The 14,319-nt window shown below is 40.5% G+C and carries 13 protein-coding genes; 7 read left to right on the forward strand and 6 right to left on the reverse strand.

Annotation, left to right across the window (positions count from 1 at the left end; genetic code table 11):
* Positions 1 to 855: 855 nt before the first annotated feature.
* The 4 genes from V7K49_RS18925 to V7K49_RS18940 are packed head-to-tail and all read left to right on the forward strand — an operon-like array spanning position 856 to position 3,644.
* Positions 856 to 1,194, forward strand: coding sequence for a hypothetical protein (locus V7K49_RS18925; RefSeq protein ID WP_335206852.1), 339 nt, complete (start codon positions 856 to 858; stop codon positions 1,192 to 1,194).
* Between the two features lie 12 nt (positions 1,195 to 1,206).
* The gene (locus V7K49_RS18930; protein ID WP_335206854.1) at positions 1,207 to 1,680 is read left to right on the forward strand and encodes a hypothetical protein; all 474 of its coding nucleotides are present in this window, start codon (positions 1,207 to 1,209) and stop codon (positions 1,678 to 1,680) included.
* Positions 1,652 to 1,963, forward strand: a complete 312-nt coding sequence (locus V7K49_RS18935; protein ID WP_335206855.1) for a hypothetical protein — start codon at positions 1,652 to 1,654, stop codon at positions 1,961 to 1,963. The genes V7K49_RS18930 and V7K49_RS18935 overlap by 29 nt, the downstream gene beginning before the upstream one ends.
* Complete coding sequence (locus V7K49_RS18940) at positions 1,914 to 3,644, forward strand: tetratricopeptide repeat protein (protein WP_335206856.1); 1,731 nt, start codon at positions 1,914 to 1,916, stop codon at positions 3,642 to 3,644. Before V7K49_RS18935 ends, V7K49_RS18940 begins: the two co-directional genes overlap by 50 nt.
* On the opposite strand, the gene V7K49_RS18945 is transcribed toward V7K49_RS18940, so the two are convergent.
* Complete coding sequence (locus V7K49_RS18945) at positions 3,612 to 4,124, reverse strand: type II toxin-antitoxin system HicB family antitoxin (RefSeq protein ID WP_335206899.1); 513 nt, start codon at positions 4,122 to 4,124, stop codon at positions 3,612 to 3,614. The genes V7K49_RS18940 and V7K49_RS18945 overlap by 33 nt on opposite strands.
* 164 nt (positions 4,125 to 4,288) lie before the next feature.
* Between V7K49_RS18945 and V7K49_RS18950 the strand changes: the two genes are divergently transcribed.
* Together V7K49_RS18950 and V7K49_RS18955 are read left to right on the forward strand one after the other, a co-directional pair.
* On the forward strand, positions 4,289 to 4,648 hold the full coding sequence (locus V7K49_RS18950; protein ID WP_334869453.1) for a VOC family protein: 360 nt from the start codon (positions 4,289 to 4,291) through the stop codon (positions 4,646 to 4,648).
* 51 nt (positions 4,649 to 4,699) lie between these two features.
* Positions 4,700 to 6,016, forward strand: coding sequence for a recombinase family protein (locus V7K49_RS18955; protein WP_335206857.1), 1,317 nt, complete (start codon positions 4,700 to 4,702; stop codon positions 6,014 to 6,016).
* A gap of 615 nt (positions 6,017 to 6,631) precedes the next feature.
* Here the strand turns inward: V7K49_RS18955 and V7K49_RS18960 are convergent.
* Complete coding sequence (locus tag V7K49_RS18960) at positions 6,632 to 7,816, reverse strand: hypothetical protein (RefSeq protein WP_335206858.1); 1,185 nt, start codon at positions 7,814 to 7,816, stop codon at positions 6,632 to 6,634.
* Between the two features lie 689 nt (positions 7,817 to 8,505).
* On the opposite strand from V7K49_RS18960, the gene V7K49_RS18965 reads away from it, so the two are divergent.
* Entirely contained in the window at positions 8,506 to 10,125 is a 1,620-nt protein-coding gene (locus V7K49_RS18965) for an ArnT family glycosyltransferase (RefSeq protein ID WP_334869446.1), read from the forward strand.
* Between the two features lie 324 nt (positions 10,126 to 10,449).
* Here V7K49_RS18965 and V7K49_RS18970 read toward each other — a convergent pair whose 3' ends face one another.
* The 4 genes from V7K49_RS18970 to V7K49_RS18985 all read right to left on the reverse strand — a co-directional run bounded on the left by V7K49_RS18970 (position 10,450) and on the right by V7K49_RS18985 (position 13,971).
* The gene (locus V7K49_RS18970; RefSeq protein WP_335206859.1) at positions 10,450 to 11,316 is read right to left on the reverse strand and encodes a GNAT family N-acetyltransferase; all 867 of its coding nucleotides are present in this window, start codon (positions 11,314 to 11,316) and stop codon (positions 10,450 to 10,452) included.
* 204 nt (positions 11,317 to 11,520) lie between these two features.
* On the reverse strand, positions 11,521 to 12,543 hold the full coding sequence (locus V7K49_RS18975; RefSeq protein ID WP_335206901.1) for a zinc-dependent alcohol dehydrogenase: 1,023 nt from the start codon (positions 12,541 to 12,543) through the stop codon (positions 11,521 to 11,523).
* Between the two features lie 116 nt (positions 12,544 to 12,659).
* A complete protein-coding gene (locus tag V7K49_RS18980) occupies positions 12,660 to 12,845 on the reverse strand; it encodes a hypothetical protein (protein ID WP_334869441.1) in 186 nt (61 codons plus the stop codon).
* 55 nt (positions 12,846 to 12,900) lie between these two features.
* Positions 12,901 to 13,971: a glycosyltransferase family 4 protein gene (locus tag V7K49_RS18985; protein WP_335068167.1), complete on the reverse strand. Its 1,071-nt coding sequence runs from the start codon at positions 13,969 to 13,971 to the stop codon at positions 12,901 to 12,903.
* Positions 13,972 to 14,319: the final 348 nt, after the last annotated feature.

Genomic DNA, 14,319 nt, shown 5'->3' on the forward strand with positions numbered 1-14,319 from the left:
TCAGGGTTCATAGTAGTTGTGCTTGCCGAGCGTGAAGGAGAGTGTAACTATTTTCTCCCAATTACACCTATATTTGCAAAAGTGAGATGCTCCCGTTCTGCAAACCGTTGTAATTGCTCAGATGTATCTATGATGCAGAAATTATCATCCAGTTTTAAGTGTTAAAATTTATGTAGAGAAGAAGGTTTGTTTAAAATAAATCAGTGTAGTTGAGCGAAAACGACAATGAGCAACCTTTTAATTTGGTTGATCAGAATTAAGTAAGCGTAAATAATATGTATTCTCTCTTTTGGAGGATTGACAATTGAATATAATTCTGAATTTTGTCAGCAGCTTATATTCAATAACGCGGTTCATAAACGATCACTAGTTTAACAAAACCACTCCCAATACAGTTTGGTTAACGTTTTAATATTTTGAACATCCTCCCAACCCCCCTTAAAAGCTTGTGATTACCAACATTAAAATAAATCTTGGGTTTGCTTGCCATCCCGCCTGGGAATGAATTCTGAGGCTAATAGCTTGCATTCTTCTTAAAAGGACTCAATACAAGTTTTTAAGCCATGTAGATGCCTATCTTCTGTAAAAAGAAAAATTTTAGTCCACTTGAGTGGACTTTAGCTATCAGCCCAGAACTTATGTTCTGGGCGGGATATCGGTTAGTACGACACTTTGACTGTTACAAATATTTGGGTAACAACAAGCCTTTTTTAGGGGATATTATCGCTTAATGTATAAAATATTACAAGTTTTTATGAATTCAAAAAGTAAATTTTTATCAGATGTAATGTTGCACAGCGATCGCCTAAAATTTAAGATTGAGAAAGTCATATTTATAAAGTTAGTCAAAACCTAATGAATCACCAGCGTGCTAATACTCTCAAAGCTGCATTTCAAGTTTGTAATGTTGAACCGCTAGAGGGTGCAGATATAGAGCGGTACTATGTTGATTTATCAGCAGTCCGCAAAACTTCAGCAATTGAAGAAGTTAGTAAAATTTTAGACTTTCAAGAACCCGCAGATTTCCGCACAATTTTGTTTACTGGACATCGCGGCTGTGGCAAAAGTACAGAGTTAAAACGCATTCAGAAGCAATGGGAAGAACAATATCACGTAATTTATTTAGAAGTTAATGAAGAAACAGATATTAATGATGCTCGTTATACAGATTTATATTTAATTGTTATCAAATAAGTATAATTTTAGTTGCGTAAATTAGGTTTAAAGTTTGATGATCAACTTATAGAAAACTTTGAATCTTGGTTTAAAGATATTACCAAAGAAACTGAAGAAAGCGTAGAAAAGTCTGTGAGTATTCAGGGAGAAGCGACTCTGAAACCAGAAGCTCCATTCATCGCTAAATTGATGGTCAAATTACTGGCACAAATTAAAGGTTCTGATAAGCAAAAAACTACTATTCGCCAAACTTTAGAAAAAGACCTATCACGTCTGAAAGCAGATATTAACCTTTTATTAGGAGATGCCTACGTTAAACTCCGAAAAAAATTCCCTCAATATAAGGGTTTATTAATTATTTTTGACAACATGGATCGTGTACCACCGATGGTTGCAGAACATTTATTTTTTGACTATGCGCCTCAGTTACAAGAACTAGATTGCACGATAATTTATACAGCGCCAATTAATGCAGATGATACAGACTGCTTGCCTAACTGCTAGTACTCGCAAACATCCCAAAGTTATTGCCGAAGATATTATCTATGCTGTAAAACAACAGCAATTTAATTTTGAAAGGTTTATTCCTGAAGAACATTATGCGTTTTTAGCCCAAGTGTGTATAACCAAAAATGTCAGTAAAGATGATATCGGTCAGTTAATGCTGTTTAACACTTCAGTTTTAGAATACAACGGCGATAAACGGTGGAATTACCCGAATCAAGTGGTGAAGCAAAATGAATTCTTTCAGAAAGCCCTCGAATCCGCACTTGCAGCGCAACCTTAGCTCAGAAATAGGGCCGTTTATCGCGCTTAATCAAGAGATATTTGCTGAATTACTCACCTTTATAGACTTTGCAGAAAAGTTTACCATTGGTTTTGTAGAAATGAATTTTCCCCCAGATGCAGAAATATTAGTTGAGGCGCTAAAGACAAATCCTGATTGTCAGGATATTCAGTTTGTGACTCTGAGTTTTTCTGATGCCAATTTGCGATTTCTCAGGGATGAAATTGTCCAAATATTACCAACTATTCAAATAGAATCTCACAAAAAATTAGTCTTGATTGTAGAAAGTTTAGAAAAGTCTATTGGCGTTTATGGAGACTATCCGCCAGTTTTACAAGACCTCAACTTTGTCCGAGATGCTTATAAAAGAACTGTTCCTCATCCGATTCTGTTTATTCTGCCAGATTATGCCCTGACTCGGTTAGCCAAATTTGCTCCTGATTTTTGGGCTTGGCAATCGGGAATGTTTCGGTTTCAAACTCCTCAAATTACTAAAGATCATGCGATTAATGAGGCTCAAAATCCTGAGAGGATCATAAACAGATTAGAACCTCCAGAAAAGCAAGAGCGGATCGATTTATTACACCGCCTGCTAATGGAATATAAACCTACTGGACATCAGGCGACAGGAGACAATATCCGCAGATGTAGTAATATTTTGCATCAGCTAGGAGTCGCGTATCTAAGTAAGAATGAACCTATCAAAGCTAGAGAATATTTAGAAGAAGCCGAAAAAATAGCTAATGATTTTTCAGATTCTACCTTCCATGCTGAAGTCCTCAACACATTAGGAGATTCTTATTCTCAGCAAAGACAATTTGATACAGCGATCGCTTATTATCAAAAATCTTTAAGTATTTCACAGCAACTTCAGAATCCTCGCGGCGAAATTTCTGCTTTGCTTAAACTGGGGAATGCTTATCGAGACTTGAGACAATTTACACAGGCGACAACTTTCTATCAACAGCGTTTAGAAATTGAACAACAAATAGGCGATCGCTATTCTTCTGCTAGCACCTACCACCACTTGGGATATGTTGCTCAAGAATTGCGGGAATTTGAGGAGGCGCGGCGCAATTACCAACAAGCTTTGGCTATCAAAATCGAATTTGGCGATCGCTATTCTCAAGCTAGTACTTACCACCATTTGGGAATGGTTGCCCAAAATTTGCGGGAATTTGACGAGGCGCGGCGCAACTACCAACAAGCTTTGACTATCAAAATCGAATTTGGCGCTCGTTATAACCAAGCTACCACCCACCACAATTTGGGATCTGTTGCCCAAGAATTGCGGGAATTTGAGGAGGCGCGGCGCAATTACCAACAAGCTTTGGCTATCAAAATCGAATTTGGCGATCGCTATTCTTCAGCCAGCACTTACCACCAGTTGGGAATGGTTGCCGAAGATTTGCGGGAATTTGAGGAAGCGCGGCGCAATTACCAACAAGCTTTGGCTATTGATATCGAATTTGGCGATCGCTATTCTTCAGCTAGCACCTACCACTGTTTAGGAACGCTTGCAGAAGCAGAAGAAAACTACGCAGAGGCGAGGGTTAATTTGCAGACAGCGTTGGAGATATATGTTGAGTATAAGGATGAATATTGGGGGGCGATCGCACGGGAGGCGTTAGAGAGATTAGCAGTACACCTAGACGGAAATAAGCAGAGAGATTCCGTCTAATTCCGGTAAATTATGCCTTAACTGTAGTCCTAAAACAATCCACTCTTCTAAAGACTGTTTTAACTCTTCTCTGCAATCTTCCAGTGTAGACGCATTCGCATATAACCCTTGGAATTCAGGTACTTCTGCATAAAAAGTACCATCTTCTAAAATTTCATAGTTTGCTCTGTGCAAAGCTGCTTGAATATACTCTGTCAGCAAGGGCGAACTCCCTGGATTCTTCGTGTAATCTTTAAGTTGACCGCGAAATCCATCATCGCCACAGAGTTCCTCACGGAATACCTTTAGTGTTACTTGCCAAAGTGATTTATTTTGCTGCATGAACGGTTGTCCATTTTTCTCATTCCACAAATCCTCAAAAGTGGTTTCAACTTTGCCATTATGTTTTTCCAAATGATTCAAAGCGTGTTGTGCAGGGTCGTAATCTTGTAAAATCTTCCGTGCAGCATTCATTTCCGTATGACTTAATTGAGCATCCATCATTTATCCTCATTTTTTAGTTTGTTATTGGATATTGGGCATGGGTTATTATTATTTTCCCCTGCTTCCCTGGTTACTGAGCGCAGTCGAAGTATGCTTCCCCACTCCCCGCAAGGGTTGAAACTACGTCAAAATTTAGATAAACGCGATCGCACTTACCGACAATGCAGATTATCCAAAGTCTCCATACAGCAATTCTTGTCACTGACTTAGAACGCTCCGAACACTTTTATGGCAAAGTATTGGGATTATCTAAAATAGATCGTTCCCTGAAATACGCTGGTGCATGGTATAAAGTCGGCGACTATCAAATTCACCTGATAGTCGCAAGCACTGTCCCCACCGAAAACCCAAACGAAAAATGGGGACGTAATCCCCACGTCGCCTTCTCAGTAACTGACTTAGACGCCGCCAAACAGCAATTCCTCAATCATAATTATCCCATTCAAGCCAGCGCTTCCGGTCGCGTTGCCCTATTCACTCAAGACCCTGATGGAAATATTATTGAGTTGAGTCAGCAGTGAGAGAAGCAGGGGAGCAGGAGAAGAATAATAATGCCCAATGATAAATGACAAATGAAAATCATTGCCTACTCTTATACTAATCCGCTATTAGAATCTGCTCCCGATCAAGCCGATTGGGGATGGGAGGTGGATCGGGTTTATGAAGATTTGGGTAAGGCAGAGTCCTTTGGACACGCTACACGAACGCAATTACAACAATTATTTACCGATTGCCAAACTGAAGCAGCAGATTATCTCTTGATTCGTCGGTTGGAAGAATTAGGGGATACTGTAGAGGAAATTAGCGATCACTTGAATCAACTCGAAGCAATGGGAGTAGCGATCATCGCCACTGAACAGCCCTACACTTCCGAAAATTACCCTCTGGGCGCTAACTTACTGAATTTGCTACACGCAATCCAACGTCAACAACGTAGTCGTCGCATCCGTGAAGGACACGCCCGTAATCGTCTCGATGTTGCACCGCCACCCGGCAAAGTTCCCTACGGTTATCGCAGAGGTAAGGGAAAATATACCATTGATCGCAGTACTTCACCAGTAGTCAAAGATTTTTTTGAACACTTTTTACTCTATGGTTCCTTGCGGGGTTCAGTTCGTTACTTGGCGAAAAAATACGCCAAAAAAATCTCTGTCACCACAGGAAGACGCTGGCTGACTAATCCAGTTTATCGCGGCAATACAGCTTACCAAAATGCTGAAATTATCTCTAATACCCATATTCCGATAATTTCTAAGGAAGAAGCAGCCCAAGTTGACCGACTTTTACGCCGTAACAGCCGTTTACCATCTCGAACTGCTAGTGCGCCGCGTTCTTTAGCTGGGTTGGTTGTCTGTGCTGAGTGTCAGTCACACATGACAGTTACTCGTGTCACCCAACGCAATCAAGATAAGGAGTATCTTTATTTACGTTCTACTAGCTGTCCTCAACGCCCCAAGTGTAAGGCTATTCTTTACCAAGAGGTTTTAGAACATACAATTGAAACGGTTTGCCGTGACTTACCTTTAGCTGTAGCGGGGATGAATTTTCCTCAATTGGATGTAATGAAGAATAGTTTAGGGCAAGCGATCGCTCGTCAGCAAGAAATACTTGCTCAGTTACCCGCTTTAATTGAAACTGGAATTTTAGATGTTGAAACAGCAAAATTAAGGGCTTACAAACTCCGCACAGAAATTTCTGCACTCGAAGCAAAGTTGGCGACTCTTCCCCCAGTTAACTTGCGTTCTGTTGCCCAAGCTGTTTCTATTCCACAATTTTGGTTAGATTTGTCGGAAACAGAGCGACGATTTTACTTTCGAGAATTCATCAAGCAAATTGAGATTACTCTTCAAAGTAAAGAATTAAAACTACAAGTTATTTTTATTTTTTAAGTTAAAGGGGCGGTTAGAAACCAATACACTTGGGTTAGTAGCCACAAAAAATATATTTCGTAGGTTAGGTTTTGTTCCTCAACCCAACCTAGACACGCATGATTTTCTCTTAGTCTGCAAAGGCGGACGAAAGTTTGTGTAGCCACGAATTTCATCAGACTGTTGGCGAATTGATCGGGGGTCTAACCCATCAGCCCCAATCCATCTGAAATTTCTAAAATTTTAATGCGTTTCAACGCATTTTAGCTATGAGCAATCAATTTATTGCAGGGCGGGAAAGCAACGCAAAACTAAAGTTTTAGGGATGGGAAGTTAAACCTTTTGTCAATTTACCAACAGTCTCATTCCATTGCCCTAGCTTAAGTTGACCGAGACAATTTTAGATTTACGATGTTTGGATTAAATTAAAATCGTTCGACTGAGCGACTTGTACCGAGCGTTCGCGTAGCGTCTCGTAGAGAAGTCGAGGTAAGCCGAAGTCTAGAATCTAAAAAAAGGTTTCAAGCCCCCGACTTCAGACGCGAGTGAAATTAAAAAATTTCATTATCCAAGCCCCTGTATTAATGCATGGGGTCAATTCCATTATCCAAAATCCAAACATCGTAAATCGAATGACTATTTCTGAGACGGTTGATCCTTAGTATACGCAGTAGGTTTTGGCCCTGCATTTCGCACATTGATAATTTTATTGAGGATATCAAACCAAAAAGGTGCACCCATAGCAATAGCTAAACCACTCAGTATCCAACCACAAATTAATTTAATACCCTCCCAAATTGTGATTAATGAAAAGTTACCATTCTTTGAGTCTTTATTATCTAATGACTCAAACTGTTGATTGATATTTTGCCATCCAATGGGTACAGAAGCATTTCCTAATAGTCTCTCGATTTCCTTTCTGGCTTCTGGGTCTGTGATATAATTGGTTTGTTCACTTGCACTTTGAGTAATGGTAGAGCGGATAACCGAATCCCGCGACAGTCTTTTTACAAGGTGAAACGTATCAGTATTGGTTAAGATCGCAACTGATATTCCAATTAAAATTGCAGTTCCTTTAGCATTGCGCTTATAAACACCACTGGCTCGATCCATAGAGCGATCAAACCATGTTTCGACTTCATTTTTAAACTGATTCGCTTCTTCTGTGAGGTCGTTAATCTTGATCCTGCTACGTTTAGCAATCACACTAAGACTCGTAATTAAATTATTAGGTACGTAATCAGGTAAATCATTATTAACAAAATCTATAAAATTTTGGTCAAAATCTCCATAAACTTGTTTAATTTTTTTGTAACTTTCACTACTGGGATCATTAATTCCTATTTTAAGTTCTTTGTAAGATGCTAATATCATGTGCAAGTTAGTTTGAGATTCGTCACTAGGATGTTTCACATAATTAATTAACTGGGGAATTTTTAAGGCATCTAATAAGCTAATTGCAAATGTTTCCGAAGGAAGATAGGAAGGACCACTTTGTTTTTCTCCTAGTGCTTTCTTTTTGCCAATATTTTTCCTACCTTCCCGTAACTGCTTTTCTACTTTATTTTTGGCTTCTTGATTCAATGTATTAATCAAAGGATCGCTATAAAGTTGCTGTACCAAGTTCTTTGCTTTTATAATATCTGAATCTTCACTTTCGCTACCACCTGCTAAAAGTAATTCAATTGAATTTTTTAAATGTTTAGCTCTCCATTGTAATAATGTGGCAATCAACTCCTGAATTTCAGAAGCTAGCAGGCTCAAAATCAAATAGATAAAAACTAAGCCAAGAGTAACATCCACAACGACAGGTAAATTCATTGATCGGCTCCAATAATTTTTTAGTGGCTTTTTTTTGGAAAAAATGCTACTAGCAAATTGTATAGCACACATATTTCAATGAAATCATCGCTTAATGAAATTTAAAATACTAAAACTTGCTAATTTGGAATAATTTTAATTAATAATCATCTCTATAAGAATCATAAATTGTTTTTGAAAGCTGAAAATCTTGTATTTAGTCCTCTTGAGAGGAATGCAAGCTATTAGCCTCAGAATTTATTCCCAGGCGAGATAGTAACGAAGCGGAAGATTTAAATATGTTATTAATTACTATCTAAGAAGATTACAACTAATTCCTTTAATTGTTCAGCACGCTATTGAAACCCTGTAGCAATTATTTCATATTTTTCTAAATTTAGCCAGAGAAAAACTAAGTAGATAAAAATTAAACTAAGCGTCACATTAAGAAGGAAATACAAGTTAATTTACGGACTACTTAAGAGGTAATAAATAATTTATTGGCTGTATTATTTTTATCATTTATCAGATGAAATGTTCTTTAAATAACCAAGATAAATTTTTCAAAAAATAGCGCTAATTAGAGAAAGTTGAGTTAATCTTGGAAACTAGCAATTGTTAATAACATACGTTGTTACTGGGTGCAACATTGGAGATTTGCTTTGGTCTCTATGTAATCAAACCAGCAAGTAAAATGATTAACATAGAATATGCAAGAAGGAAGCTTTATTTGGAGTCATCTAGAAAAACAGCATCGCACGGTTGGTAAATGGATTGATTGGGTATGGCTAATAGTATTGCTGTTGGCAGCAGTGTTACTGTTTAGCATCAATCTAGGAGGATTACCGCTGCGAGATTGGGATGAAGGGACTGTGGCACAGGTTGCTCGTGAAATTTGGCACGCTCCAGCAGGTTCAATGCGTTGGCTTTACCCAACGCTAGGAGGCGAACCATACTATAACAAGCCGCCTTTGATGCATTTGCTAATAGCTTGGGCTTATTCTCTAGGAGGCGAAAATGAGTTGACAACGCGCCTACCTGGAGCAATTTTAACAGCGACATCTGTACCTTTACTGTATTGCATTGCTCGAGAGATATTTCGCCAACGTTGGGCAGCAATTTATAGCGCCTTGATTTATCTAACAATGTTACCTGTGGTGCGTCATGGGCGGCTGGCAATGTTGGATGGGGCGATGGTAAGTTTTTTGATGGTGATGATGTTGTGCGTGTTGCGATCGCGCCGGGATTTACGTTATTGCCTTGGTGTTGGTATTAGTTTCGGGTTGATTTGCCTGACTCAAGGACTGCTAGGCATATTGCTAGGTGCGATCGCGATCGTATTTCTGTTTTGGGATACGCCACGACTGCTCACCTGTTACTATCTGTGGATAGCAATCTTAATTGGTATTCTGCCTGTAGCTGGTTGGTATAGTGCCCAACTAATTCACTATGGTTACACTTTTGCTCAAATTGGCCTTGCAAACCCATCACTAGACCGAATTAGCTCTGTTGTAGAGGGGGATTCTGAACCACCTTGGTACTATGTTATTGAACTTCTCAAGTACACATGGCCGTGGTTATTATTCTTACCGCAAACTGTCCGCTTAACCTGGGAAAATCGTAACCTTAGTTGGGCAAAACTAGTAATGGCGTGGAGTGGTGTTTATCTACTGGTAATTTCTTTCATGATTACCAAAGTTCCCTGGTATCTATTCCCGATTTACCCTAGTTTAGCCTTAGCTTTCGGTATCCAGTTATCAGAGACAGAAAATTCGCCTTTACTCTCATCGTATCCCCGTGCTTGGGTTGCTGGTTTGGCGATCCTTGCTGTAGTCGCTTCTGCTGGTAGCATTTATTTCAGTTGGGGTACAACCCCGAAAACAGACTTACAACTGATTTTTGCCGCAGTAGCTTTAACTATGACTTTAGCGGCTATTTTGGCAGAACGAGGCGACGGGCAATTTCTGAAGATTTTGTTTTGGGGAAGTTATATTTCCCTGCTGCTGTTAATGAAATCTAACTACTGGGTTTGGGAACTATCTGAAGCCTATCCAGTTAAACCAGTCGCCGCCATGATCGTGCGGGCAAATCCAGCTACGAGGAAGATTTACACATCTTTTCCCTACCATCGTCCCTCGTTGGATTATTATAGCGATCGCACCATCATTCCCGCTTCTGTTGGCGAACTGGAATATTATTGGCACTACAACGGCCAACCCTATTTCCTGCTTCATGCATCTGCTTTCAACAATCTCGAATTAGAGTCGATGAAGCTAATTGACCAAGCTGAAGGCTGGAAGTTAGTTACAAAAGATACAAATCGATTGTAAATGTCGGGCATGGGGCAGAAGAGGCAGAGGAGAAAGACTTACTACAATTTCTCCCCCGCCCCTCATCTTCCTCATCTTTCTCATCTCCCCCTGCCTCCCCTGCGTTTACGATTACCTACCCAAGCATGTATGGGAATATCAGTACAATTTCGCCATAATAGCTAGGTGCATTCTGTTGCTGATTGATTTCCGGCGTGAAATACTCCAAAAATCCCATAATAGGCAATTTCAGGACTTTACGCACGGGTCATGGAAGAATGAACCACAGAGACACAGAGTACACGGAGGAATGAGAGTTTGAGAGGTTTTTTGCGTAATACCAATTTAATAGATTATTGAAGGCAGAAATGCGCCTGCTGGCTCGTTGTACAGTCCCATACTCATCAATGTCATTGGTCGAACTACGTGCAATCCTTTCTCTAAGCACCAGCGCAATAACTCAGTATTGCGGGTTGGCAACAGAAATCCTGATTCGGAAATTGCTGTTGCAGCGCTCAGTAGGGCCTTGAGGTCTTGATTACTGTGTGCAACTGCGTGTCCATCAAAGCCAAGTACAGTTGTGTATCCTGTAATGTTACCGTTATGTTCAACTACTGTAAGCGTTTGTTGCTCAATCGCATCAAGTAATTCTAGGTGACGAACATGACCATGAACTTGAAAACAGAGTTTGTTGCAGATATCAATATCTGCTAAGGTTGCTGTACGAACCACATACCCTAAAACTTCAAGTTGAAGCGTCGTACCTTTTAGGACTGCAAGCGGTTCTCGCACATGAAATCCGAGCTTGGTATATAAGGATAATGAACTACTATTATAGGCAGCTTGCACTAATCTGACACCTGCAAACTCTTGCTGCCGTGCGTAATCTAAAACGTATTGCATGAGATGTTTACCGATTGAACGTCCTTGTGTCATCGGGCTAACTGAGAGTGGCCCAATTCCGGCAATTGCTCCATTACTCCAGAGGAAATTGCTGCCTACAATATGTCCATCTAGTTCAGCTACAACCGAGTAAATATTTTGACGCTTAAGTAGAGAGGAAAACCACTCAATTGTAGCTTCGACTGAACCCCAGTCTATAGTATAATTATGTTGGTCATTGAGTATCTTAAAGGCTTGGTAACAGATTGAACCGCAGTCATGGGCGTCTCCAATTCTTCCCTCTCGTAAAATGAAGTTTGTGCTTTTCATAATTGGTAGACTAGCCGTTTCAATTTTGTTGCTTACCAGATTTATCAAACTGCCCTTTCAGCTTATTTTGTCCCTTCCGATGAGTCGTTGTGGGCAATGTTTTCATCCCAAGTATTAGCAGACGGGAAATTATAGATCCTCTGGTATCCAGATTTTCTACATTGTTTGGCTAGACTTATAGGATTTGCTGTACCCCACAAAAAGCTAAGGGATCATCGCTACCTTAATAACCTGACGCGCCTTCATCTCACAAAACACCTGTTCTAAATCTTTTAATGGCCGCTGTTCACTAATAAGTAACTCAAAGGGAATTTTGCGACTAGCGATCAGTGCAAGCGCCTCCCGCACATACTTTGGTGTATTATGAAACACGCCTTTGATGGTCAGTTCGCTGTAGTGTAGCTGTTCTGTATTGACGGTAATGCTGGTATCCCGTGGACATCCACCGAATAAGTTGACTGTTGCACCAGGACGGGCGCAGGCGATCGCAGTTTCCCAAACACTTGGTACACCCGTTGCTTCAATCACCACATCTGCGCCCCATCCTTGGGTAAGTTCTTTCACCACACTGGGAATATCCGGGATTTGACGATAATTAAAGGTCTGGGTTGCACCCAATTTCTGACCAATTTCTAGCCTGTGGTTATTACCTCCCCACAGCAACACCTCAGCTTGACCACTCAACGCCGCCACAAACATCAGCCCGATCGCCCCATCTCCTAAGACGACTACTTGATCTTTGGCTTTGATGTTAGAACGGGCTACACCATGCAACACACAAGCTAGAGGTTCTGTCATTGCTGCCAATTCCCACGGCAACTCATCAGAAATCTGTAACAAATTATGCTGTACTATAGCTGCGGGAATTTTCATGTATTCGGCAAAAGTCCCATTATTCCAGGTCAGATTCGGACATAATGAATACTCTTGGCGTTGACAAAAAAAGCAACGGCAGCATGGGGCAGAATTATTAGCGACGATGCGATCGCTTACTTGCCAACCAGTGACACCTGCTCCCAAGGCAACAATTCGCCCAGCAGCTTCGTGACCAAACAGCGTCGGCGGTATCAGCATTTTGGCATGACCACCACGCCGCCAGACTTTCAAATCTGTACCACAAGTTGTTGCCGCCCCCACTTGAATCACAACTTCGCCAGTCGCCGGAGTGGGGTCAGCAACTTCCTCTAAGCGAAAATCTTCTTGACCATAAAGTAACGCTGCTAACAAAGCTTTAAACCTATCAACTAGCTCCACCTGATTTTACCAGTTGAAGCTAGTTGATCGGTTTAAACAAATCAGTCTTGATTTCTAGTAGGCTTTTATTAATCTAAAATGCCGTCAAACTAGGAATTCACCACTGGCTGAGGAACCACTCCGGTGTTCCGGGTTTCCACATTCGGCAAGCGAGTAACACTTAATAGCGGTACTTCTTGTCGGCACGACAGACAAAACCAATATAGTTCACCATGACGGGCATGACGCAGCAGGGAACCACCGCAGCATGGGCAGGTGTTGGCTCTCGTACTCATACTAATGTTCTCCTTAAAAAAAGTTATTGTTTAAACTGGATAAAAAAGCAATTGATTAAAACTGAATGTTAGCTGCATGAATGCGGCCATTCGATTCTATGCGGTCTTTAATAATTTGTCTGTAAACAGCTTCATATCCGTTAACCATTTGGCTAACAGTAAAGTTGTTTTCTACATATTCTCGACAGGTTTGACGATTGAGTTCCAAAGCTAATGGAATCATCGCCACTATTTCTGCATAGCTTTTGCAGACAAAACCTGTTTTCCCGTGAGCAATCACCTCAGGTACGGAGCCGAAATTCATGGCAATCACTGGTGTACCAGCTGCCATTGATTCAATCATTACTAACCCAAAAGGTTCTTGCCAGTTAATCGGGAAAAGAGTTATGGCTGCATTGCCCAGAAGTTCAGCCTTTTCGGCGTGGTTAATTTCGCCTAGATATTCGATTTGCTGACCATCTATATGGGGGACAATCTCTTGTTCAAAAAACTTAGAGTCTACTAGATCAACCTTTCCTGCCATCTTCAAGCGCCAACCACTCTGTTTAGCAATGGCGATCGCATGTTGTGGCCCTTTCTCTGGCGAAAAACGACCCAAAAATGCTAAATATGGAGGTTCTGACGGTTGGGCTACGAATGGGTAATCTGCTAGCTCAATTCCGTTATAAACCGTGCCAATATAATTGAGATCGATTTGACGCTGCGAGTTACTAATGCTGACGTATGGTTGCTTTTGGTGGTAGCTAAATGCGTGACGGTTGTCGTTTGTAAAATTACCGTGCAGGGTGTGCACTGTAGAAGTTGCTGTTATCAAACTCGCTAAAGGTAGTGCCGAAATCCCTACATGAGAATGGATAATATCGAATTGGGCAGCACTTTGGTAAACTTGGCTCAGTTCTAACATTTCGTACACTGCATACTCTTTGACACTTGGGTCTAAGCGCAATGCCTGCGGATAAACTGCTTGTAAATGAGCCAAAGTTTGAGAATCGCCAGAGGCAAATAAAGTTACCTCATGACCACGACGAACAAGTTCATCAGTCAAGCGACTCACTACCAGTTCGATTCCTCCATAATTTGGAGGTGGAACTCTTTCCCATAAGGGGGCAACTTGAGCGATTTTCATAAGTTTTTTTGGTTCAGTCTATGAAATTGTCCTCATCCAATAATGAGTTACATGATTATTGTATGAGGAAAGAGAATTTGTACTTACTCTTTTGACATTTAAATTAATCTAATAGGCTACCAAAAGCGCAATAACGGCTAACCATACCGCAAATTCTCTACCGACAAATCTAAGAACAATCGGCAAAAGTCAACTAAAATCTATAGTTCTAGACTATAGCAAATCAATTACTTGTTGCATCTGTCTTGGGTATCATAATGAGGTAGAATATTTGGTAGCATAACTGACAAAATTGAATATTTTGTAGCTGATAATACTAAAATCTTGAATGGGATCAAATTATTAAAG

Source organism: Nostoc sp., assembly GCF_036919675.1.
Classification (GTDB): domain Bacteria; phylum Cyanobacteriota; class Cyanobacteriia; order Cyanobacteriales; family Nostocaceae; genus Nostoc.

Coding starts and splice junctions, on each gene's coding strand:
- V7K49_RS18925 (WP_335206852.1), top strand. CDS start 856: ATGAATCACCAGCGTGCTAATACTCTCAAAGCTGCATTTCAAGTTTGT.
- V7K49_RS18950 (WP_334869453.1), top strand. CDS start 4,289: ATGCAGATTATCCAAAGTCTCCATACAGCAATTCTTGTCACTGACTTA.
- V7K49_RS18970 (WP_335206859.1), bottom strand. CDS start 11,316: ATGAAAAGCACAAACTTCATTTTACGAGAGGGAAGAATTGGAGACGCC.
- V7K49_RS18955 (WP_335206857.1), top strand. CDS start 4,700: ATGAAAATCATTGCCTACTCTTATACTAATCCGCTATTAGAATCTGCT.
- V7K49_RS18960 (WP_335206858.1), bottom strand. CDS start 7,816: ATGAATTTACCTGTCGTTGTGGATGTTACTCTTGGCTTAGTTTTTATC.
- V7K49_RS18940 (WP_335206856.1), top strand. CDS start 1,914: ATGAATTCTTTCAGAAAGCCCTCGAATCCGCACTTGCAGCGCAACCTT.
- V7K49_RS18985 (WP_335068167.1), bottom strand. CDS start 13,971: ATGAAAATCGCTCAAGTTGCCCCCTTATGGGAAAGAGTTCCACCTCCA.
- V7K49_RS18980 (WP_334869441.1), bottom strand. CDS start 12,845: ATGAGTACGAGAGCCAACACCTGCCCATGCTGCGGTGGTTCCCTGCTG.
- V7K49_RS18945 (WP_335206899.1), bottom strand. CDS start 4,124: ATGGATGCTCAATTAAGTCATACGGAAATGAATGCTGCACGGAAGATT.
- V7K49_RS18935 (WP_335206855.1), top strand. CDS start 1,652: ATGATACAGACTGCTTGCCTAACTGCTAGTACTCGCAAACATCCCAAA.
- V7K49_RS18965 (WP_334869446.1), top strand. CDS start 8,506: ATGCAAGAAGGAAGCTTTATTTGGAGTCATCTAGAAAAACAGCATCGC.